General features: G+C 36.2%; 15 protein-coding genes. 1 reads left to right on the forward strand and 14 read right to left on the reverse strand.

The window, feature by feature from the left end; all coding sequences use genetic code 11:
- Positions 1-14: 14 nt before the first annotated feature.
- The 14 genes from GS03_RS06180 to GS03_RS06245 form a co-directional block, all read right to left on the reverse strand.
- Positions 15-263 (reverse strand): hypothetical protein, encoded by a 249-nt coding sequence (locus GS03_RS06180; RefSeq protein ID WP_136151682.1) that lies wholly within the window; start codon positions 261-263, stop codon positions 15-17.
- 100 nt (positions 264-363) lie between these two features.
- A complete protein-coding gene (locus tag GS03_RS06185; RefSeq protein WP_136151683.1) occupies positions 364-1,038 on the reverse strand; it encodes a hypothetical protein in 675 nt (224 codons plus the stop codon).
- A gap of 146 nt (positions 1,039-1,184) precedes the next feature.
- Entirely contained in the window at positions 1,185-2,387 is a 1,203-nt protein-coding gene (gene lysA, locus GS03_RS06190) for a diaminopimelate decarboxylase (RefSeq protein ID WP_136151684.1), read from the reverse strand.
- An 80-nt stretch (positions 2,388-2,467) separates the two neighbouring features.
- Positions 2,468-3,922 (reverse strand): glutamate synthase subunit beta, encoded by a 1,455-nt coding sequence (locus GS03_RS06195; protein WP_136151685.1) that lies wholly within the window; start codon positions 3,920-3,922, stop codon positions 2,468-2,470.
- A 1-nt stretch (position 3,923) separates the two neighbouring features.
- Complete coding sequence (gltB, locus tag GS03_RS06200; protein ID WP_136151686.1) at positions 3,924-8,441, reverse strand: glutamate synthase large subunit; 4,518 nt, start codon at positions 8,439-8,441, stop codon at positions 3,924-3,926.
- Positions 8,442-8,628: 187 nt separating this feature from the next.
- Complete coding sequence (locus GS03_RS06205) at positions 8,629-11,034, reverse strand: alpha-ketoacid dehydrogenase subunit alpha/beta (RefSeq protein ID WP_136151687.1); 2,406 nt, start codon at positions 11,032-11,034, stop codon at positions 8,629-8,631.
- A 188-nt stretch (positions 11,035-11,222) separates the two neighbouring features.
- Positions 11,223-14,036, reverse strand: coding sequence for a gluzincin family metallopeptidase (locus GS03_RS06210; RefSeq protein ID WP_317128594.1), 2,814 nt, complete (start codon positions 14,034-14,036; stop codon positions 11,223-11,225).
- Positions 14,033-14,923, reverse strand: coding sequence for a hypothetical protein (locus tag GS03_RS06215; RefSeq protein WP_136151688.1), 891 nt, complete (start codon positions 14,921-14,923; stop codon positions 14,033-14,035). The genes GS03_RS06210 and GS03_RS06215 overlap by 4 nt, the downstream gene beginning before the upstream one ends.
- Positions 14,923-16,356 (reverse strand): MBOAT family O-acyltransferase, encoded by a 1,434-nt coding sequence (locus GS03_RS06220; protein WP_136151689.1) that lies wholly within the window; start codon positions 16,354-16,356, stop codon positions 14,923-14,925. Before GS03_RS06220 ends, GS03_RS06215 begins: the two co-directional genes overlap by 1 nt.
- Positions 16,357-16,410: 54 nt before the next feature.
- On the reverse strand, positions 16,411-17,133 hold the full coding sequence (locus GS03_RS06225; protein ID WP_136151690.1) for an LOG family protein: 723 nt from the start codon (positions 17,131-17,133) through the stop codon (positions 16,411-16,413).
- Positions 17,134-17,167: 34 nt separating this feature from the next.
- Positions 17,168-19,999, reverse strand: coding sequence for an excinuclease ABC subunit UvrA (uvrA, locus tag GS03_RS06230; RefSeq protein ID WP_136151691.1), 2,832 nt, complete (start codon positions 19,997-19,999; stop codon positions 17,168-17,170).
- A 221-nt stretch (positions 20,000-20,220) separates the two neighbouring features.
- A complete protein-coding gene (locus GS03_RS06235; protein WP_136151692.1) occupies positions 20,221-22,041 on the reverse strand; it encodes a chloride channel protein in 1,821 nt (606 codons plus the stop codon).
- Positions 22,042-22,145: 104 nt separating this feature from the next.
- On the reverse strand, positions 22,146-23,207 hold the full coding sequence (locus GS03_RS06240) for a hypothetical protein (protein WP_136151693.1): 1,062 nt from the start codon (positions 23,205-23,207) through the stop codon (positions 22,146-22,148).
- Between the two features lie 6 nt (positions 23,208-23,213).
- The gene (locus GS03_RS06245) at positions 23,214-24,212 is read right to left on the reverse strand and encodes an SIMPL domain-containing protein (protein WP_136151694.1); all 999 of its coding nucleotides are present in this window, start codon (positions 24,210-24,212) and stop codon (positions 23,214-23,216) included.
- Between the two features lie 173 nt (positions 24,213-24,385).
- Here GS03_RS06245 and GS03_RS06250 point away from each other — a divergent pair, with 173 nt between their 5' ends.
- Positions 24,386-25,312 (forward strand): hypothetical protein, encoded by a 927-nt coding sequence (locus tag GS03_RS06250; protein WP_136151695.1) that lies wholly within the window; start codon positions 24,386-24,388, stop codon positions 25,310-25,312.

Genomic DNA, 25,312 nt, shown 5'->3' on the forward strand with positions numbered 1-25,312 from the left:
GTAGTTGTTTCTAATTAATTACTATCAAAATTTTGTTGTTGCTGAATATCAATTTGGGTTTGCATGTTTTGTTGATCAATTATTGTTTGATTTAATACGTTTTGTTGATGAATTTGATCAAGATGCTGCTGATTAATTAATGATTGATTTTGTATATCAGAACTGTCATCAGTTACGCTCCTTTTTTTCGATGGATTGATACTTCTATATATTGCAATTACCACAAATAGTATGATAAATAAGTAGATGATAAAATTTTCCATTTTTTCTTTTTTAGTTTAGATGTCGCGGATTTATAATCCGTGCTAAATTCTCAGTTATGTAATGTATGGAATGCAATTCCGTGCTAACGGGTAGCAGTATTTATTTATTATTTTCAACAACTTTTTTTATTTTCTCTGTCCATTCATCTTTAAAGAACTCATGATTCTCAAAAACCTCATTTAATTTCTCAAGATTTTCTTTTAGTCTTGTTTCATAAAATGAGTTCAGTTTCTCGGTAAACAAATCTTTCATTTCTTCTGATATTTCAGAAATTTCTATTCGTTTGCGTATAATGTTAAAAGAGTCAACAATCAAAATGATTTGACCAGATTCATAAAAAGATTTAAATGATTTTATTTGTCTTTCAAGAATTCTGTAATCTTGTTCTCTTATAATCCTGATGCAGAATTCATTAAAACCATCAAATCCCACGTACTTATGCTCAACCTTATCTATTTTTATTCTATGATAAAAGCTACCAAACTCATTTTCAAGCTGGTTAAGTAACATTAAAATTATGTCACTTTCATTTTTAAGTTTTTGCTCAACGTTCGATTCAGTTTGTCTAGTTAATGCAAGATAAAGTAGGATGGAAGAGATTATTCCAATTACTGGTGCAGTAATTCCGCCGATTGAGCTACCAATGCCGTTTTCTTTGGATAAATTAAAAGAATCAATAAAGGCGGGCAGATTAAATAGTAAGACACTTAAAAAACAAACTACAATCATTATGATTGAGAATACAAGTATTTGAATATTGCTTTTGTTTTTCACCTTGTTCGTGTTAATATTGCTGCCAACTCATTTATATCAGCAAGTCACATTTACAAAATCTAATTTACTAAAAAAACCACGCTACATATAATTCTCACAATAAAACTTACAAACAATAAAAAAATCCCGCCGAAGCAGGATTATATTTATAAGTCAACCAAAATCTGATTTTGCAATAAATCATCAAAGGTTTCGCGTTCTCTGATTAAATGTCCTTTGCCATTTTTCCATAAGACTTCGGCAGGTTTAAAGCGCGAATTATAGTTAGACGCCATCGAGAAACAATACGCACCGGCATTTCTGAAACAAAGTATATCGCCTTCGTGGATTTCGGCAATTCTTCGGTTGTTGGCAAACGTATCGGTTTCACAGATATAACCCACAACGGTGTAAAAACGCTCTTTGCCTTTTGGCTTGGAAATGTTTTCTATATAATGTTGTGAACCATAAAACATCGGACGAATCAAGTGATTGAAGCCACTGTCAATTCCCGCAAAAACAGTCGATGTGGTTTGTTTTACAACATTTACTTTTGCCAAAAAGAAACCTGCTTCGCTTACCAAGAATTTTCCCGGTTCAAAAGCCAATGTGAGTTCGCTGCCATATTCTTTTTCAAATGCCAGAAAACGTTTGGTTAGTTTTTTACCCAATTCTTCTACATTGGTTTCGATATCGTCTTTTTTATAAGGCACTTTAAATCCGGAACCAAAATCAAGGAATTCTAAATTTTTAAATTGTTTGGCGACATCAAATAAAATTTCCGAAGCATACAAAAACACTTCAATATCCAAAATGTCTGAACCTGTATGCATATGAATTCCGTTGATGTTCATCTTGGTATTTTCAACGATACGCAGCACATGTGGAATCTGATAAATGGAAATCCCAAATTTACTATCAATATGACCTACAGAAATATTCTCGTTTCCACCAGCCATCACATGAGGATTGATACGAATGCAAACCGGAACTTTTGGATGTTTGGCACCAAAATGCTCCAAAATAGAAAGGTTGTCAATATTGATTTGAACGCCCATTGCAGCAACTTCTTCAATCTCTTCAAAGGAAACGCCGTTTGGCGTAAAAATGATTCGGTCAGGAGTAAAACCTGCATGCAAACCCAGTCGCACTTCCTGAATGGAAACGGTATCCAATCCCGAACCCAAATTCTTGAGCAGCTTTAAAATTGAAATATTCGACAAGGCTTTCATCGCATAATTGATGCGAAGTTTTTCTACTTTGAAAGCATTGGTTAAACGCTTGTACTGAAATTCAATTTTCTCGGCATCGTAAACATATAACGGATTTCCGAATTGTTCTGCTAAGTCAAGTAATTCTTTGGGTTGCATGATTTTAATTTTAAGGCAAATATAGTTTATGATGTCAGTAATGACAATAGTTTTATGATTTTATGCAGATTTTGATTTGATTACAAGTTTGGTAAATCGCCATTTCCTTTGGTTGGTAAATTGGTGTAGCCCATCAAATAATTATCAACTTCTCTTGCGGCTTCACGTCCTTCAGAAATAGCCCAAACGATTAAAGATTGTCCGCGTCGCATATCACCGGCAGTAAAAATATTCTGGATATTGGTTTGATAGTTTTTGGCTTTGTAATTGTTTCTGGCATCAATCTCAATTCCTAGTTGATCGCTCAAAGTCTTTTCTGGACCGGTAAAACCAAGTGCCAATAAAGCCAATTCGCAAGGCCATATTTTTTCGGAACCTTCTTTTTCAATGAGTTCAGGGCGTTGTCCCGGAGTCATTTTCCAAGCCACTTCAACCGTTTTTAATCCGGTTAATTCTCCTTTGTCATTAGAAATAAATTCTTTGGTGTTGATAAGCCAGTTTCTATCGCAGCCTTCTTCGTGTGAAGAAGATGTTTTTAATTGCAAAGGCCAAAATGGCCATGGCGTTGTTTCGCTTCTGTATTCCGGTGGTTTTGGTAAAATTTCAAAATTCGTCACCGATTTTGCACCTTGTCTGTTAGAGGTACCAACACAGTCAGAACCCGTGTCTCCACCGCCAATAACAATAACGTTTTTACCTTTTGCAGTTATTTGATTTGGAATAGTTTCTCCGTACAATGCTTTGGTTTGTTGTGTCAAAAAAGTCATGGCCTGTACAACACCTTTGCTTTCAATGCCTCTGGTTGGCAAACTTCTTTTATCGGTTGCGCCGCCACATAAAACGACTGCGTCAAACGAATTGAGTTGTTTTATGCTATAATTTACGCCCACATTGACATTGGTTTTAAACACAATTCCTTCGGCTTCAAGAATAGCGATGCGTCTGTCGATGATGGCTTTTTCTAATTTAAAATTTGGAATGCCATAACGAAGCAAACCGCCAATAGCATTGTCTCTTTCGAAAACGGTAACCAAATGACCGGCACGGTTTAATTGCTGTGCTGCTGCCAATCCGGCCGGACCGGAACCAATTACGGCTACGGTTTTTCCGGTTCTGATTTGAGGTGGTTGTGGTTTTATCCAACCTTCGGCAAAACCTCTTTCCACTATGTTTTTTTCAATATTTTCAATAGCTACAGGTTCGCTGATAATGCCTAACACACATGATTTTTCGCATGGTGCCGGACATAATCTTCCTGTAAATTCAGGGAAATTATTTGTTGATTGTAAAATTTCTAAAGCACTTTGCCATTCTTCCTGATGCACCATGTCATTAAAATCGGGGATTAAATTCCCCAACGGACAAGCACTGTGACAAAAGGGAATACCACAATCCATGCATCTTGAACCTTGCTCTTTTATTTTTTGCTTGGGTAACGGAATTGTAAATTCGTTATAATTTGAAACCCTTTCCTGAACAACCAAATTACTCTCGTCGGCTCTGTCGTATTCTTTAAATCCACCTAACTTTCCCATCTCAATTTGCTATTAATGCTGCTATTTGTTTTTCTTCTGATATTCTTTGCAATGCTTTTTTATAATCGGTTGGCATTACTTTGATAAAATATTTCTGCTGATTTTCCCAATCATCGAGCATCACTTTCGCCAACGGACTATTGGTGAAAAGCGAATGTCTTTTTATTAATCGTTTAAGTTGAGCCAAATCATTTTCATCCAAAGTTTCCAGCGCAACCATTTCCATATTGCACAAGCCTTTTTCAAATTCTTTTTTCTTGTCAAAAACATAGGCAACGCCACCGCTCATTCCAGCGGCAAAATTCCGTCCTGTTTTTCCTAAAACGACGACAGTTCCACCAGTCATATATTCACAACCATGATCTCCAACGCCTTCCACAACAGCAGTTGCACCTGAATTTCTAACACAAAAACGCTCACCGGCCATTCCGTTTATGTAAGCTTCTCCCGTAATTGCGCCGTATAATGCAACGTTACCAATAATGATATTCTCTTCAGGTTTGAAAGTCGCAGTAGGAGGAACTTTGATAATCAGCTTTCCGCCGGAAAGTCCTTTACCCAAATAATCATTGCAGTTACCGTGAATTTTAAACGACAAACCATTCGTAGCAAACGCCCCAAAACTTTGTCCGGCTGAACCTTCAAAATCTATTAGAATAGTGTCTTCGGGTAAACCTTGTGCGCCATATATTTTCGAAATTTCATTACTTAATATGGCACCAACAGAACGATCTGTATTTTTAATTTTGAAGTTAATTCGGGTTCTTTCTTTTCTGTAAATAGAAGGAATTGCCGCTTTTATAATTTCAAAATCGAGTACGTGTTCTAAATGATGGTCTTGCGACATTGTATTGTGATTCGGAACTACTTTAGCTTTTTCCGGTTTGTAAAGAATGGTCGATAAATCCAAACCACTAGCTTTATAATGTTTGATGGCTTTGTTGACGTTCAGTTTTTGAGATTGTCCAACCATTTCTTTTAATGTTCTAAAACCAAGTTGTGCCATTATTTCGCGCAATTCTTCAGCGATGAAATACATGAAATTAATGATGTGTTCCGGTGTTCCTTTGAAGTTTTTACGAAGTTCAGGATCTTGAGTCGCGATGCCGACAGGACACGTATTCAAATGACAGGCACGCATCATAATGCAACCCGAAGCTACTAATGGCGCCGTAGCAAAACCAAATTCTTCTGCGCCAAGCAAAGCAGCAATGGCAACATCACGACCTGTTTTTAATTGTCCGTCACATTCAAGAACGACGCGGCTTCGCAAATCATTCAGAATTAAAGTCTGTTGTGCTTCTGCCAATCCAAGTTCCCATGGAATTCCGGTGTGTTGCAATGATGTTAATGGTGCGGCACCGGTTCCACCATCGTAACCCGAAATCAGGATTACATCGGCTTTGGCTTTGGCAACACCGGCAGCAATTGTTCCTACACCAACTTCGGAAACCAATTTTACATTAACCCGTGCTTCGCGATTCGCATTTTTTAAATCAAAAATCAATTGAGATAAATCTTCAATCGAATAAATATCGTGATGTGGTGGCGGAGAAATCAGTCCAACATAAGGCGTTGAATTTCGTGTTTCAGCAATCCACGGCACTACTTTTTCGCCAGGTAATTGTCCACCTTCACCAGGTTTTGCCCCTTGTGCCATTTTGATTTGAATTTCCTTAGCGTTGGTCAAATAATTGATAGAAACGCCAAATCTTCCCGACGCTACTTGTTTAATAGCACTATTTCTGGAATCTCCGTTAAGATCTTTTTGATATCGTTTTGCATCTTCGCCACCTTCACCTGAATTGCTTTTTCCGCCAATTCTGTTCATGGCAATGGCCAAATTTTCATGTGCTTCCTGGCTAATTGAACCATAAGACATGGCTCCGGTTTTGAATTTTTTTACGATTTCTGTCCAAGGCTCTACTTCATCAATCGAAATCGGATCGTAATTGTTAAATTCAAATAAACCACGAATAGTCATGAGGTTTTCACTTTGTTCGTTGACCATTTTGGAATATTCCTTATAGCTTTCCGGACTGTTTAATCTAACCGCTTGCTGTAATTTTGCAATGGTCGTTGGATTGAACATATGTTTCTCACCATTTCTTCGCCATCTGTAAATGCCTCCAATTTCGAGTGGTAATAAATTGGATATTTCTGAATTTGGAAATGCCTTTTGGTATCTTTTTTTGACTTCTTTTTCAACTTCCATCAAACCAATTCCTTCAATTCGAGAAGGCGTATTTGGGAAATACTTTGAAGTAAAGGTTTTATTTAATCCCAGGATTTCAAAAATTTGAGCCGCTCTGTACGAATGCAAAGTTGAAATTCCAATTTTATTCATGATTTTCAGAATTCCTTTGGCAATCGCTTTGTTATAGTTTTTAATAGCGTAGTCTGCTTTTACATTGGTAATAAAACCTTGATTTACCTGCTCATGAATAATTTCGTTTACCATGTATGGATTGATGGCGCTGGCACCATAACCAAATAATAGCGCAAAATGATGCGGTTCTCTTGGCTCAGCAGATTCGATTAAAATCCCAAATTTAGAGCGTACTTTAAGAGTATTTAGTGAATGATGAATATACGAACAAGCCAATAGCATCGGAATAGGTGCCATTTTTTCGCTCACATTTCTATCTGAAAGAATTACAATATTGCAGCCTTCCGAAACCGCTTTGAAAGTGGCCTGTACACATTTTTCTAAACCGCGCTCCAAACCATTGACTCCTTTTTCAATTTCATACAAAGTTGAAATCGTAACCGATTTGAAATCGACATGATTGATGTTTCTGATTTTATCCAAATCCTCGTTGGAAATAACCGGATTTTGGATTTTTAGTTTTTTACAATGCTTTGGTTCAATATCAAATATGTTGAAATCGCCACCAATGGCAAGACTAATATCGGTGATAATTTCTTCCCGAATTCCGTCTAATGGTGGATTGGTAACCTGGGCAAATTGCTGTTTGAAGTAGTTGTATAATAATTGAGGCTGGTCTGATAAAACAGCAAGCGGCGTGTCATTTCCCATTGAGCTGATCGCTTCTGCGCCTTGTTCACCCATCGGGTTTATGATGGTTTTTAAATCTTCAATGGTGTATCCAAACAAGCGTTGTCGGGTTTCAAATGGTACCGTTTCAACCGGAATAGGATTATTAGTGTATGGTATTTTAGCCAGTTGCAACAGATTCTCGTTTAACCATTTTTTGTACGGACGTTTGGTAACTACGGCTTTTTTTACTTCGTCGTCTTCAATAATTCGGCCTTTGTTCATGTCTACGAGGAACATTTTTCCAGGCTCTAATCTTCCGTGTTGTACTACGTCTTCGGGTTTTATATCGAGTACGCCAATTTCGGATGACATAATTACAAAACCACTTTTGGTTACTGTATATCGTGACGGGCGCAAACCATTTCGGTCTAATAAAGCACCAATTACATTTCCATCGGTAAACGGAATTGAAGCTGGTCCATCCCAAGGTTCCATGATACACGAATTGTATTCATAGAATGCTTTTTTGTCTTCTGACATAGTTTGGTGTTTTTCCCAGGCTTCGGGAACAACCATCATCATGACTTCGGGTAAAGAACGACCGGTCATCAGTAACAATTCGATAACCATATCCATCGAAGCGGAATCTGATTTTCCTTCTAAAATAATAGGGAATAATTTTTTAATGTCATCACCAAAAACATCGCTTTTCATTAATTCTTCACGGGCACGCATACGGCTAATATTCCCACGAAGTGTATTGATTTCTCCGTTGTGGCACATATAGCGGAATGGTTGCGCCAATTCCCATGAAGGAAAAGTATTGGTTGAAAACCGTTGATGCACCAAGGCAAGTCGGGTAACCAAGTCGTCATCCTCTAAATCAGTGTAATAGCGACTGATATCTTCTGGCATTAAAAGCCCTTTGTATATTATGGTTGTAGTAGATAAACTGGTAAAATAGAAGCGATAGCTTTCTGAAATTTTGGAATTTATAATGACATGTTCGGCAATTTTTCTGGCGGCAAATAGTTTGGCATTGAATTGTTGTTCGGTGAGATCTAAGTCACCTTTACTCACAAATACCTGTTTGATAGTTGGTTCTTTTTCCGCGGCTATTTGGCCAAGGTTGGAAACATCTACAGGAACATCACGCCAGCCAATGATTTTTAGGTTTTGCTCGCTAATAGCATTTTCAAATGCTGTTTTACAGAAAGCAACCTGATTGACACTTTTAGGCAAAAAAACCATTCCGACCGCGTATTCTCGTGGTTCCGGAATTTCGAAAGAGCAAACTTTTTTAAAGAAATCATGAGGAATGTCAAACAGAATTCCGGCACCATCACCGGTTCTCCCATCTGCACTTACGGCACCACGATGTTCTAATTTTATTAAAATATCGAGCGCTTTGTGAATTATATCGTTGGTTTTTATTCCGTTTAAATTGCAAATAAATCCTGCGCCACAATTGTCATGCTCAAATTCGGGCAAGTAAAGGCCTTGTTCTTCGACTTTCATTATTGATAAATTTTTACTAAATTATCAAAATGATTAAATATAAAATAACAAATCTAAACAAAGTGTTAACTTTTATCAATATAATAATTAAATCGTTGTCAAATTATCGATTTGCTATTTTTTGATAGTTATTTTACTATTTGCACAAAATAGGGTAAAGGAAATTACTTAATAAACTAAGGAAGTATTAATACAAACTAGAAAACTTATCCGGTTTTGCTTCGTGCATAATCGCATACACTTTTTCAAAGACATCTTCTACAGAAGGTTTTGAGAAATAATCACCATCAGTTCCGTATGCCGGACGATGTTCTTTTGAAGTCAGCGTTTGAGGTTGGCTATCCAAATATTGGTAGCCATTATGTTCTTCTATAATTTGCTGCAAAAGATAAGCAGATGCGCCACCAGGAACATCTTCATCAATCACTAACAGGCGGTTTGTTTTCATAACTGATTTTACGCAGTCTTTATTGATGTCAAATGGCAACAACGATTGGGCATCGATAATTTCTACATCAATACCAACTTCCAGTAATTCTTTTGCTGCCTGTTCTATAATTCGAAGTGTTGAGCCATAAGAAACAATGGTAATGTCACTACCGGTTTTGATGGTTTCTACCACTCCAATCGGAGTTTTGAATTCACCTAAATTGGTTGGCATTTTTTCTTTTAAACGATAACCGTTCAAACATTCAATTACCAAAGCCGGTTCATCAGTTTCTAACAAAGTGTTATAAAAACCAGCTGCTTTAGTCATATTTCTCGGTACCAAAACGTGAATACCACGAATTGCATTGATAATCATTCCCATTGGTGAACCCGAATGCCAGATTCCTTCCAAACGATGGCCACGAGTTCTGATAATCAAAGGCGCTTTTTGTCTGCCTCGCGTTCTGTATTGTAGTGTGGCCAAATCATCACTCATGATTTGAATCGCATATAACAAATAATCTAAATATTGAATTTCGGCAATTGGGCGCAAACCACGCATTGCCATTCCGATTCCTTGTCCGAGAATGGTAGCTTCACGAATTCCGGTATCGGCCACACGAAGTTCTCCGTATTTTTCCTGCATGCCTTCCAATCCTTGGTTAACATCACCAATGTTTCCGGCATCTTCACCAAAAACCAATACTTCAGGATATTTATTGAATATCGCATCAAAGTTATCACGCAATAACAAACGCGCATCGACTTCGTCGGCAGCATCGTCATAAGTGGCTTTTACTTCAGTGACATTCAGTATGTTTTTATCCGATTGAGAATATAAATGAGAGCTGAATTTTGGTTGGATTTTGTCCAGGTAATTTGTTATCCAGGTTGCCAATTGTGCTCTGCCATTTTCATTAACAAGCAATCGCAAAACTTTACGGGCAACAGCTAAAATTTCTTTACGGATAGGTTCTTTTATGGCTGCTAAATCAACAGCCTGTTTTTCGATAAAAACTTTATTAGCACTTGAACTTGCTATGCTGTTTAACAACGAAATTAATTCCAGTTGCTCTTCTTTCATCGGAGAAATAAAAGCTGCCCAAGCCACTTTTTTACCTTCTAAAACTTCTTTTTTGGAGTTGGCCTGAATGGCATCTAATTCTTCGGCTGTAGCCAAATCATTTTGAAGTAACCAAGTTCTCATTTGCGCCACGCAGTCAAACTCGGTTTCCCAAGCTAAACGGTCAGCGTCTTTATAACGTTCGTGTGAACCCGAAGTTGAATGTCCTTGTGGTTGTGTCAATTCCTGCACGTGAATCAAAACCGGAACATGTTCTTCGCGGGCAATTTCGGCTGCTTTTTCGTAAGTTGCTACTAAAGCAGGATAATCCCAACCTTTGACAGTTAAAATTTCGTAACCGTTATTATGTTCATCACGCTGAAAACCTTTTAGTATTTCAGAAATATTTTCTTTAGTAGTTTGATGTCTGGCATGTACCGAAATTCCGTATTCGTCATCCCAAACACTGATTACCATTGGAACTTGCAAAACGCCGGCTGCATTGATGGTTTCAAAAAACGGTCCTTCCGAAGAGGAAGCATTACCAATGGTTCCCCAGGCAACTTCATTTCCGTTGTTAGAGAAATTGGTAAAATTTTCCAATCCACGAACGTTTCTATATATTTTTGATGCTTGCGCTAATCCCAAAAGTCTTGGCATTTGACCGGCAGTAGGCGAAATATCTGCGCTTGAATTTTTTTGTTGGGTCAGGTTTTTCCAATTCCCGTTTTCATCGATGGAATGTGTGGTAAAATGACCACCCATTTGTCTTCCGGCACTCATTGGATCGTGCTCTAAATCGGGATGACCATATAAACCGGCAAAAAATTGTTGAATAGTTAACTCACCAATTGCCATCATAAACGTTTGATCACGATAATAACCGGAGCGGAAATCACCGTTTTGAAATGCCTTAGCCATCGCTAATTGCGGCACTTCTTTTCCGTCACCAAAGATTCCGAATTTTGCTTTTCCGGTTAGCACTTCCTTTCGACCTAAAAGACTACATTCTCTACTTATTGTGGCAATTTTGTAATCATTTAAAACTTCTTGTTTGAAGTCTTCAAATGTAATTTCGGTTTTGGAAGTGGTTTCAGACATATAAAAGGAAATATTTCGTGACGAAACAAATTTAAATAAAAAGAAGCAATAAATTTATATTATGACCCGAAAATATATTTTAATTATCTGTAATTTATATGTTATAAAAAGAAGTTTCAATGAAAAATATTCAACAAAAAGACAAGTATTCAGATAAATATTCAATATAAGAATAGTTTAACTTGCGTTTAAAACCATTTTCTGGTAAAAAGTGTAATCAGTGTTTCCGGTCTGAAAGCTACGATAAATCTGATTCTTTCGCCGTAATTTTGTTGGCCAATTTCCCAACCGTTATTGGAATAAACAGGAAAATATAATTCGAAATAGTCGGTTACGAGATTTAGGCGTATTCCGCCGTCGTAAACAAATTTTGGTGCAATGTTCGCGTTTTTGATAAAACCGATATCGCCATACGCCTCAATCCAAGTCCAAATGCTATAACCGGCATTAACGGTTGTCATCCATCTGTTTGCTGTTCTGGTTTCAAGCATTGATTTGAAAAAACCATCAGAAACAATAGATTGCTGACTAAATAATCCTTTGGTTTCGGAACGACCTAAATATTCGCTTTCAAAAAGATAATCGGTTGGTCTGTCTAAGCCAAAGTCAAAATAGGTTGACTTCGTTTTGTTGTGCAAAAAGGTTCCGGCAAACAGACGAATATTTAGCGAACGATTGTTGTCAAAGAGTCTTCGGTATTGAATTTCTCCCGCAAGTTTTCCAAAATCGGGAGCGTATTGAAAATCTCCCATAAAAGAAAGATGGTTGGTGACTTCCGTTTTTGTGTTGATATATTTTGTGTTGAAAACAGCATAATTTTCACTTTTATCTGCTACCGTAAATGCTGTTTTTTCCTTACTGACAATGACTTCTTTTACAATAAATAATTCTTTTCTATTATCTCTGAAATCGTCAGGTCTGATATTGAAAAATATTGTTGGTGCCAACTTAGTATAATATGCATCAGGCGCATAATGCAGGTATTGACCGCTCATCATATAGCGGATAAAGTACAAATTACTATCGCGATTGAATTGATTGAAATACAGATAACCTTTACCTGAAAGGCTTTGTGCTTTGGTAGAAACTGTCGGATTTAAATCGAAATTGAAAGGTTTGTCTAGGATTGTTTTATTATGAAGGCGTATTCCGGGTAAAAGCCCATCATATAAATTGTATTCTAAAGTCGGAATATAAACTACTTGATTGTAATAAGGATCTTCTAAATCTTTAAAGAAAATGAATTTTATCGGACGATTAGTAACGCGCAAACTGCTTAAGGAACGCCAGTTGTTTCTCAGATTATATTCGGGAACTTCATTTTTGTAATTGATAACAATTTTCTCAGCATTATTTCTCGGAATAGTATAAATGCTATCTTTAATAACGGTGTCAAACCATTTTTTGAAGACGACATTTTTATCTTTTATGCCATACACAGAAATAGGTACATTGGTTTCGGTTTTGTTTTTTAAAGAAAAACTAACACTGTCTTTGGTTCGGGTAAGTTTGTCGAATTTAAAATCGATAATGTCACGGGAATCGATTATTTTATCAAAAAACCAATCTATTTTTTTAGGGGAATTGGTTGTTAAAATACTTTCAAAATCTTTTGCCTGGGTTTGCTTTGTTTTATTTAAGGCAACGAATTCCTTAATGCTATTTGGCACACTATTGTTTTCCAAATAACTGTCAAGATATCTCAAACTCAATCCGGCTCTGTATTTTGAGGCAATTTTTTCGTTGAATTTTATCAAAGTGTTTTTTGGATTACTCAAAGCCTGATCCAAATTTTTTCGTGCCATCAGCATGTACAAATAGCTGTACTGACCATTAAAATTTAGGCTTACCAGATTATAACCTCTCAACAATTTTAACTTGGCAACACTTCCCATCATTTTGCTGTCAGGATGATGTTCTTCTATATATTTCATCATAACATAGACCTGAATTCCGTCATAAATCCAGTTGTCTTTTCGCGGATCAAGTTGTAAAGTGTTGTGCAGATAATTGTTTAAGTAGGTTTTTAGAAACTTAATTTCATATAAAAACTCATCGGGAAAAGGGCTGATAAAAAGTGGTAGTTGATTTAATCCGTAAAAAGGATTTCTGTCATAATCAGCCTGAGCAACAGTGACTTTTGATTGTGGAAATTTACCCAGATTTTCGGAAACATAATTTACAATTCTATCAATAATAATGGCTCTTTGAATATCGTTTAACCTATCGTCTTTTAAATTGGAAACGACTTCAATACTGCCGTTTTTATAGATTTCGAAATCCTTTTTTCCATCGACAAACAGATTGAAATCCTGGCGGTTTTTCCCTGAGAAATGATAGTTGTTTAAACCATTTGTAGTTTCTCTTTGTGTTTCATACAAATCTGAAAACAAATCAAATTTTTGTGGCACTTTGACAACAGCATCATAGTCCGAAAGCGCGTTGGCACAATCGTCTAAATTTAAATTGTCATACTTGGCAAACCCTTTTTTTTCGTATCGCGCCGGAATAAGAAAGCAGTTTTTGAGATACATTTTGCCGTTTTCGCCATAGCCATATTTTGTAAATTTATCGCTCGGAATTTTCACAGTATAACTCAGCGTAAAGCTTGCTTTTTGATTGGGCAGCAACTTTTCTTTAAGCCGAATTTGAATAACATCAGGATAGTTTTTATCTCTTTCCCAGGTCAACAAAGTCTTACTTCCATCAGCGATAGTAATGTTATTGGTTCGGCCTCTTTCTTTTTCTTTGGCCAAATGAAAACTTCTTCCAAACTCATCGGAAAAACGTGCTGCCAAAGGAGTGTTCTTTGATGTGTAACCATTCATCCAATCGTTTAAAACGATATTAGTCAGTGTGTCGTTGGTTTGATTGAAGTAGATCAATTCCTGATTGACCGTCAATTCCTTCTTTTCATTGTCGACTTCCACAATCATTTTGGAATTGTGTTGCGCAAAAGAGATAAAGCTGAAAAGAAAAAGTATGTAGTGTAGTTTTTTCAAGGTTTTGATTTGGGTTTAAAAAAGGCGCTGAAAACTACCTTCGTAAATTCAATCGCACCGGCTTTGTTCATATGGCCACAGGTTGAAAAATATTTATCATCAGTTACGGCGTTTTCAAATCTATGGATTTCGGGATAAACCGAATTGATATGATTGAAATAATCCCTGTTGATAGTACTCATGCACATTGGTGTTGTTATCGCAATTAAATTGATATTATTTTTTTTGCAAATGGCTTTGATTTCTTCGTAGCCAATATTCCTTTTTGGATAATATTTCGATAAATCTGCAGGAACCATTTTTCCCGGGATTGATTTCAAAGGATTAAACCCATCATTATCCAAAGCATTTGTTTTCTTATGAACAAGTGAAAAGTACATTTCCCTAAATCCAACACGCGCATCATAATGCAGATACCTGTAAAACGGGATATAAACCAGTTTTTTATACTCAGGTATATCGTTGTAATGATCCTGGATAATTTGTGATTGATGCAAATAAGGCATAAACAAAGAACGTATGGCTTCGGAATGATCATTTGTGTTAATATTCAAATCTACCTGTAGGATGAGATTTTTAATCTTATAGTTGCGTTCGACCATCAACTTTAACATCAATGCTGATTCTTCCAGTCGGGAACGCGTAATTCCAAAGTTGAACGTTTTATAGCCTTGCTCATTAAATATTTTTGGTACCAAATGATTGTTGACGCGGGAAGAACCGAGGAAAACAACATCATAATTTTTGTCTTTTGAATTGTATAGATAACTGATTTTATTTCGGTCATCATTTTGCTTGTAAACCAGGGTATACAGCACATCAAGAATTCCCATTACAAGGATTAATATTGCCAATGCTTTTACTATGAATATTAAAAACTTCTTCATTAGAACTGAAAATAAATAAACTCCTTATAATCCGAAAATACTCCCAAAGCCACAATAGCAGCCAGGCATAAGCCTAATTTCAGCCAACTATATTTCCCGGATATTGGTTCAATTTTAGTTCGGCTGTTCCATTCGACAATTACAAATACAAATAGCATTAACAAAAGCTCATAACTATAGCGTTCGATACTGAAATATTGCTTTGAAAAATGCATATCGGTAAACATTCGCTTGATGTAAAATAACGCATCATGAATTGTTTTTGCACGGAAAAATATCCAGGCGAAACACGTAATTATAAATGTGATGAGAATATTGAAAATAATTCTGAGCGACGAAAAATTTAATCCTAATTCAAACTCTTCGATGTTGTTTCGGTTTCTGTTTAATAACAACAAGGGAATAAAATACAGTGCATTGATAAATCCCCAGGCGATAAATGTCCAGCTTGCACCATGCCAAAATCCACTAACCAAAAAAATGATAAAAGTGTTTCTGACTTTAAACCATTTTGAGCCTTTGCTTCCACCTAGTGGAATGTATAAATAATCGCGAAACCATGTCGTTAACGAAATGTGCCAACGTCGCCAAAATTCGGCGATATCTCTTGAAAAATAAGGATAATTGAAGTTCTTCAGTAAATCAATCCCGAAGAGTTTTGACGTTCCTAAAGCAATATCGGAATAACCTGAAAAGTCGCCATAAATCTGGAAAGCAAAATAAACCGCACCCAAAATCAGCGACAGCGAATTCATCGAATTGTAATGATTGAAAATTTCGTTAGTGTAGTTTGCACACGTATCAGCAATAACCACTTTTTTGACCAAACCCCAAATGATTTGGTAGATTCCTTCTTTGGCTTTTTCGAAATCGAATTCTCTTTTTACTTTTAATTGCGGTAAAAGATGCGTCGCTCTTTCAATCGGTCCGGCAACCAGCAAAGGGAAATAGCTCACGAATAATGAATAATCAACAAAATTGTGTTCAGCCTTAATTCGTTTGTAATAAATATCGATGATATAGGACAAGCCATGAAAAATATAAAATGAAATTCCGACCGGAAGTACTATTTTCAATATAATTGGACTGACATTAAATCCGATTGTACTAAACAAATCAGCAAAGGATTTGGAAAAGAAATTGTAATATTTGAAAAAGCCAAGTACACTAAGGCAAATTATTATTGTCAGCCAAAGCCAAAACTTCCGTAACCTTTGTGAGGAATTGTTCTCTAACCGGATTCCGGCAAAATATACCAGCAACGTTGAAAAAAGTAACAGAAATAAAAATCGCCAATCCCAACACGAATAAAAATAATAACTCGCCAGTATAAGAATATAATTTTGGGAAGTCTTTGATTTATTCGGCATAAACCAATACAACAGAAAAACTATTGGCAGGAAAATAGCAAAATTTAAAGAGTTGAAAAACATGTTAAAAGTAAATTAGCTGGTATTGCTATCAGCTGAAATCGAAATGCTGAACGCTTAAAAATTTGGACTCAGATTGTATTTTTTGTAGAAATTATCCAAAGCTTCAACTACTTCATCTTCAGTATCCACAATTTTAATCAGGTTCATGTCATCCGGATTAGCATTGTGTTCTTTTTCAATCATCACCGTTTTTATCCAGTTTATCAATCCCGACCAATATTCTGAACCAACCAATATGATTGGGAATTTTCCAATTTTTTTGGTTTGGATAAGCGTTACCGCTTCAAATAATTCGTCCAAAGTTCCGAAACCACCAGGCATTACAACAAAACCTTGCGAATATTTTACAAACATGACCTTGCGTACAAAGAAATAGTCAAAATTCAGGTTTTTATCTTTATCAATATACGGATTGTAATGTTGCTCAAAAGGCAGTTCAATGTTCAAACCAACTGATGTTCCTTCGCCATTATGAGCGCCTTTGTTTCCGGCTTCCATGATTCCGGGACCACCACCTGTGATAACGCCATAACCGGCTTTACTGATTTTATAGGCAATTTTTTCGGCCAACAAATAATATTTATTATCGGGTTTTGTTCGTGCTGAACCAAAAATAGAAACACAAGGCCCAATTCTGGCCATGCTTTCGTATCCATTCACAAACTCGGACATGATTTTAAAAATCGCCCAGGAATCGTTGGTTCTAACTTCGTTCCAGGTTTTTTGTTTTAATTTTTCCTGGATTTTATCATCTTCATTTAGAAAATCTTCTCTCATTTTATTCTGTTTTTTTAATGTAAAAGCAAACGCGCTAAAGTAATTCTTTTTTCAAAAACTCCGCGGTGTAGCTTTTCTTATTCTTTATAATTTCTTCAGGTGTTCCTTTGGCAACCACTTCACCGCCGGCTTTTCCGCCTTCAGGACCAATATCGATAATGTAATCCGCTAATTTGATTACATCCATATTGTGTTCAATAATCAAAATCGAATTGCCTTTGTTTACCAATTTATTAATCACATCCATTAGCACGCGAATGTCTTCAAAATGCAAACCGGTCGTAGGTTCATCCATAATGTAGAAGGTGTTTCCAGTATCTTTTTTGGATAATTCGGTAGCCAGTTTGATACGTTGCGCTTCACCGCCGGAAAGCGTTGTGCTTTGTTGTCCCAAAGTGATATAACCTAAACCAACATCCTGAATTGTTTTAACTTTTCGATAGATTTTTGGTATGTTTTCAAAAAACGGAACTGCTTCATCAACGGTCATGTTCAACACATCCGAAATTGATTTTCCTTTGTATCGAATTTCCAAAGTTTCTCTGTTGAAACGCTTGCCCTGACAGGTTTCGCATTCTACATAAACATCCGGAAGGAAACTCATTTCAATCGTTCTCACGCCTGAACCTTCGCAGGTTTCGCATCTTCCGCCGGAAACATTAAAGCTAAATCTTCCCGCTTTATAACCACGAATCATGGCTTCAGGTGTCATGGTGTACAAGCTTCTGATTTCCGAAAAAACATCGGTATATGTCGCCGGATTCGAACGTGGCGTTCTACCAATCGGACTTTGATCAATGTCGATTACTTTGTCGATATGTTCTAAACCTTCAATCTTTTTATACGGTTGCGGTTTTTTGACGCCATTGAAATAATAGGCATTCAAAATAGGATAGAGCGTTTCATTAATCAATGTTGATTTTCCACTTCCTGAAACTCCGGTTACGCAAATTAGTTTTCCTAAAGGTAATTCGATGGAAACATTTTTAAGGTTATTTCCGGTTGCTCCAGTCAATTTTAAGAATTTGCCATTGCCTTCGCGACGTTTTTTTGGAACTTCAATTTTCTTTTCACCATTCAGATACATTGCCGTCATGGTGTGTTCTTTCAAAAGTTCTTTTGGAGTTCCTTTACTGATGATTTCACCTCCAAATTTTCCGGCTTTTGGGCCGATGTCAATCACATAATCAGCACGTTCAATCATGTCTTTGTCATGCTCCACCACCAAAACAGAGTTTCCAATATCGCGTAATTGTTCTAACGAATGGATTAGTTTTTCATTGTCTCTTTGGTGCAAACCAATACTTGGTTCGTCCAAAATATAAAGCACACCAACCAACTGCGAACCAATTTGGGTTGCCAATCGGATGCGCTGGGCTTCACCACCCGAAAGCGATTTGGAACTACGGTTTATCGATAAATAATTCAGGCCGACATTCACCAAAAAGCGCAAACGGTCTTTGATTTCTTTGACGATTTCCGTCGCGATGATTTTTTGTTTTTCAGATAGATTTTTGTCTAATTCGTCAAACCAAGCCGATAATTCCGAGATATCCATAGTCGATAAATCGAAAATATTTTTCTCGTAAATTCGGAAATACATCGCTTCTTTTTTCAGACGCGAACCTTCACATTCCGGACAAATTACTTCGTCCATAAATTCTTTTGCCCAACGCTTTATAGAAGTCGATTGACTTTCGTCGTATTGATTTTTGATGAAATGCGATATTCCTTCAAACTCAATTTTGTATTCTTTGGTGATGCCTAAAGTCTTTGATTCTACAGAGAATTTTTCCTTTCCGCCATGCAGAATAACTTCCATAGCTTCTTCCGAAATTTTCTCTATTGGGTCAGTTAAAGTGAATTCGAATTTTTCGCCAATGATTTCCAATTGCTTGAACATCCACGAACTTTTATATTCGCCAAGCGGAGCAAAACCGCCATTTTTGATAGATAGTTTTGGATTTGGAATAATCTTTTTCAGATTTATTTCGTGAACGGTTCCCAAACCTTTACATACTTCGCAGGCACCTTTTGGTGAGTTGAATGAAAACAAATTCGGCTCTGGATTTTGATAAGATATTCCGGAAGTCGGGCACATTAAATTCCGACTGAAATAACGCACTTCATTGGTATCCTGATCCAAAATCATCAATACATTTTCGCCATGATACATCGCTGTTTTGATGCTTTCGGTCAGGCGTTTTTCATTCTCTTCAGTATTCTCAATCACCATTCTGTCGATGACAATTTCGATATCATGGGTTTTATAACGATCGAGTTTCATTCCGGGAAGTAAATCCTGAACTTCACCATTGACACGCACTTTTACAAAACCTTGTTTGGTAATCTGCTGGAACAATTCGGCGTAATGACCTTTTCGGGCACGAATAATTGGTGCCAAAATATTGATGCGTTTTCCTGTAAAATTTTTGATAATCAATTCCTTGATTTGGTCATCCGAGTAGGAAACCATTTTTTCTCCGGTCACATAACTATAGGCTTCTCCGGCACGAGCATACAACAAACGCAGGAAATCATAAATTTCGGTAATCGTTCCAACCGTTGAACGCGGACTTTTACTGGTAGTTTTTTGTTCGATGGCAATTACGGGAGAAAGCCCATCAATTTTATCTACATCAGGACGCTCTAATCCGCCAAGGAATTGACGCGCATAAGCCGAGAATGTTTCGATATAACGACGTTGTCCTTCAGCATAAATGGTGTCAAATGCTAAAGACGATTTTCCCGAACCTGAAAGCCCGGTAATAACCACCAGTTTTTCTCTGGGAATCGTGATGTCTATATTCTTCAGATTGTGCACTCGGGCACCAAGAACTTCAATCGTATTTTCGGTATCTAGCATAGCAATTTGGCAAAACGCAAAGATACTATTTTAGAAGGAATTTTTAACTAGTCAGTTGAGAAGTTATTGTTAAAAATAAGAGGATAATTGGAACTTTAGGCCTAGTCGTAAAATAGGCTGCATTACTTTATCAGGATTCTATTTTACATAACGTTTCATGCATTACTCATGCATTATCCATGCCTTTATGATGCTTTTACTAGGGAGTAAGCATGTAGAAACTAATCAATAATCATTTCTTTTAAACGCTGACGATAGTTTTCGAGGACATCGATTTTGGATAAGAAACCAACATATTTTCCTTTGTGAATGACCGGTAAAATGTTCGCTTTGGATGTTTCGAACAACGTCATTATTTTTTCGGGTTTGTCTTCAAATAGAATTAACTCTTTGGGCTGGCTGATAATTTCAGACATGCTCATAAATTTTACATGGTTTGGATTAAAAATAAAAGCTTTGACTTCATCAAAATCGATAAGGCCAATCAATACTTTATTCTCATCAATAACCGGAATTATTTTTTGGTCGGTGGAAGAAAAAATAGTTACCGCTTCAGCAGGCGAATCTTGTAGCGTGAGCGTTCTGTAATTCTGTTGCACCAAATTATAAAAATTGATGCTTTGCAAAATATTTTTGTCTTTATCGCTGGTAAAAACATCACCTTTGTCAGCCAATGCTTTTACATCCATAGAATGTTTTTCAAACTGCTTTGAAACCGCGTAACTCACAGAAGAAACGATCATCAATGGCACCATTAAATCATAACCTCCGGTAATTTCACCTATAAGGAAAATGGCAGTTAAAGGCGCATGAAACAAGCCACTCAGAATTCCCGCCATGCCCACAATGGTAAAATTAGCTATTGGCAAATGATGTGTGAAGTTTAGAAGATTAACTGTTTTGGCCACAAAAAAACCAAGATACGAACCCACAAAAAGCGAGGGTGCAAAATTTCCTCCGTTACCACCGCTACCCAAAGTTAATCCGGTGGCAAAAGCTTTTAGCAACATCGTTACGCCAACAAACGCCAATAGAATCCATTCGCTGCTTTTGAACGGTTCGAGCATGGTGTTGTTTAATAAAATGTTTGGGTTTTTGGATGCTAATGTTTTGATGCTTTCGTAACCTTCACCAAAAAGCGTTGGAAAAAAGAAAATCAAAACCGCTAAAATAGTAGCACCAAATAAAGCTCTGCGATAGCCTTTGTTCCTAAAAGTCCCGAAAAAATTTTCAATTCGTTGAAAGTTTCGGGCATGATAAATAGATGCAAAGCCTGCTAAGACTCCAAGTAAAATATAAAAAGGTGTGTTGTGATAATCAAATTTTAATGTCTGCTCAAAATTCAGAATGGTATCCGGACTCAAAGTAACTTTAGACATCAGCGCACCGGTTGCTGCTGATATTATAATAGGAATAAAAGCTGAAATCGAAACATCGGTCAGCACCACTTCGATAGCAAATAAAACTCCTGCAATGGGCGCATTAAAAGCAGCTCCGATTCCGGCTGCGACACCGCAGGCTAAGAGTAAAATTCTATCCTTTTGTGACAAATGATATTTCTGCGCGAAGTTGGAACCAAATGCCGCACCGGTAATTACAATCGGGCTTTCCAATCCGGCGGAACCACCAAGACCAACGGTTAAGGAACTTGTTACGATTTGGGCATACATTTGTTTTTTTGGAACGATACCGCCTTTTTTCGCTACAGCATAAAGTATTTTGGAACTTCCTTTTTCCAAACTGTTACCAAGGAAATTGCGAATTACAAAAACGGTCAGTAAAATTCCGGCAATTGGCAGTAAACTATTGATATAGGGAAGCTTTAAAAACCCATTGATATCATTAGCCCAAAGGAAAATATTGTGTGCAAAACTTTTAAGAATAATTACGGCGATGGAACACGTAATTGCCACAAGAACACTCGCCAGGTAGATAAAATTCCGCTCGCTCAGCCTGTCTTTCAGAAGGTGCATCAAGTTTTCTATTCTTCTGAAAATACTCCTGAAAACAATTTTAAAAAAAGAAGCTTTACTCGTTGGCATTTATTCAAATCTTTGAATCAGCTAATATAAGACATATTATTACTTCCTAAAAGGGCAAAAATGTAATATTGTCCATTTTAGGAAGTAATTTTTAATGCTGATTATTATTCTTTGAGTTTGGTTAATTTCCAGTGAATGGTGTCCAATTCATAATACATTTCAGTACTATGGTCTGGCCCGTCAACTCCAACATAAACTTTACCATTACGTTGATTTTCAAGGACAAAATTGTGATTTTCAAATAAGCTGTCTTTTGGAAAATCCTTAATGATTTTAGTTGTTTTGTTTTTTGAATCCTTTACAAAGATTTGTGTTTTAAAGATTTCATTTCCGGGAGAATTGTCACGATTTTTCACATGAGCTTTGAATCTGAAATATTTTTTACTAACCATACGATATCTTAATTCATTTTGCCAAGGATGCTTGCCATATTGTACTTTCTCGCCAAAGTAATTGTAAATAGGACTTTCGTATATAGCAACCTTGTTTTTGTAAATGCCATTGGAATATGCTTTTCCAAATTCGGGTTGCAATACATATTTTCCTTCTGTATATTTCGTAATGTACTTTGTTTCCAGTTGATAAAGCACTTGCTTATCATTTAAGGTATCCTTAAAAACATAAGTATTAGTGTTATCCAATGCGGCAATAGTGCATTTTTTCAGATGACTGAAACGAGAGGCTATTTTGTCTAGTAACTCTTTTTTACTGACTGGTTTAATTCTTTTGAATTTTTTCTTTTTCCTGTCAATAGTGTAATATTCATTCATTGGAAGATTCTTAGAATTACTGCCACTAATTGATCCATACCAATCACCAATAGAATCTAAATCATAGATTGTTTTTCCGTAATCCCTTTTAAGGACGACCCAATCATTATGGTTTTTTTCATATTGCAGCTTTGTGATAGTAACAATGCTTTTATCCAAATGGCATAATATGGTATCGTCTTCCTTATTTTTCAGGACTAAAAGACAGCTATCCGTTTCTTTATTGGCATACAATGTTGCATTTTTTCTAAACGGCGTATTTTCTGAATCCCAATAAGGATAATAGGTAAGATTGTATTTCCTAATGATTTCACTTGTATGTAAAGTTTTCTTTTTACAAGCTGTTAAGCATATAGGTATAAAAACAACTACTACTAAAATTTTAAAATTTTTCATCTCAGTTTATAAATTCAATAATTTAATGTCGCCATTTGCCGTGATAACATAATAACGATTGTTACGGATGATAGTGTTTTTAGGAAGCTGATCTTCTTTAAGTTTAATGCGAATTGTAATTTCATAAAATGCCTGAATGGTTGGTTCGGTAATATCAGGATTAAAAACAAAATTATGATCTTTTACCATAGCAGCATTGTAATATTCGGTGGTGTTTTTCTTGATGGTATGAACGATGCCTTTTGGATCAAAACTAGCATCAGCCTGTGAAAATGCCTGATAACTTCTGTAGCTTTCCATTGGATAGCTTACATTAAAACCTTCTTGAATTATTTTTTCTTTTTTATTCAAATCGGTGTTCATTATCAGCGAATAATTGGCCATATAATCCTTGAATTGCTCCATAGCTTTTTTCTGCATTTGAAATCGGATGCCGTCAAAGTTAGTGGTTACATAATCTACTTTTGCCAAATCATAAATTTCATTTTTTCCGCAAATTGATACAATTCGGTCAAAGTCGTTGTTGTTTTTGAATTTGATTAAAATATTCTTCTTCAATTCAAAACCCGATGGTTGTTCATTATAGGTTTTTGGATTGAAAATTTTCTTTTCTACTGCATAATCGTAGGTTGGTACAAAAGAAATCATATCAGTAGCGACTTCGATTTCCTTGTTCAGGCCATTTAATTCCCGGATAACATTTCCAATGCGTTCATCAACTAAATTCGTAGCTTCTTCAGCGGTTTTTCCTAATTGAAGAATACTAAAGGTAGCAATTTGCGCTGTGGCTCTTTCGTTAAAGATACCTTTAATCGTAATTACCATTTCGTCCTGACTGCTTGATGTAGTCTGAATAGTGTTTACCCGATTTATGGTGTATTGATTGTTCCCATAATTGGCGTTGCCTTCTTTTTTGTCATAATTAGCGTTTCCGGAAATTTGAGCATTTGTAAAATTAATTACTGCCATCATAAGGCAAGTTGCGGTGATAAATTTTGTCTTCATTTTTTTTATGTTTTAATGATTAATGATGCAATGTTACGGTCAAGCCGAAATGTAGTCGTGGCAAAACCGCTTTCAAGTGGCTGTAAAGTTTTTTAGTTACATTTACAGTGCTTTTGCAGTAACTTTTCAGTGTTGTAAAAAAGTGGTATACTACATTTGAATCGAATTTTAGAATGACAGAACTCGAACATTTTCAGCGATTAAAACAATTAGTGCTTTTGAAATATCAGGAGCATTATCCCTTTTTTCAGGGAAGCTGGAAAACGTTTAGTGCTCAGGATATTCAGAATCTTATCGGTTTAATAGAAGAAATAAACAGGCAGACTATAAGTGAGAAATGGATTTATACTCATTTAAAACCTGAGGTAAATCAAAAGATTCCGAGAAAAGACATGCTCAATATATTGACAGAGTTTGTTGGACTTTCAGGCTGGGATGAATTTGTGTTTGAAGCCTCTTCCGAAAACGAAGCAATATCTAAAACTAAAAAGAAGCTATCTAAAACATGGTTACTGATTTTGTTGCCGGTTATAGCAATCGCAGTCTGGTATTTTGGCTTTTATTCATCGGCTAAGCCAAAAACCAATACGATTGAATTGAACAACGAATTCACCAATGAAAAGATAAAATCAGATGAGGTAAAAGTGGTTCAGGTTGAGGATACTGTTGAAAGGAATTTGGAAGTAAAAGACGGGAAAGTCAATGTGAAAACATCCGGAGATAAAGAAACGAAACTGGTAATTAAAAGTCCGTTCTACCGACCTAGAACCATAACGTTAAATGCTGCCAATAATGGTTCTGTTGTGCCGCCACCAAAGATTACACTGACACCCGATGATTATGCTATGATGCTTAAGGCTTTTATGATTTCGGATATCAAGGATTGGCAAACGAGAAAAGAACAACTGAATAAAATTTTGGCTGACGATTTGGAAGTAATCGTAATGCTGAAAAATAATTTGGGTTCCGAATATTATGATAAAAATGAATTCTCCCAAAAACTGATTGTACCAACCGCAACAGTAAAACGAATGAAAATTATTGAAGTAAAAAATGATGCTGATGACAGAATTCAGTTTATTAGAATTAAACAGGAATAA

Origin of the sequence: Flavobacterium sangjuense (genome assembly GCF_004797125.1) — a bacterium.
GTDB lineage: Bacteria > Bacteroidota > Bacteroidia > Flavobacteriales > Flavobacteriaceae > Flavobacterium > Flavobacterium sangjuense.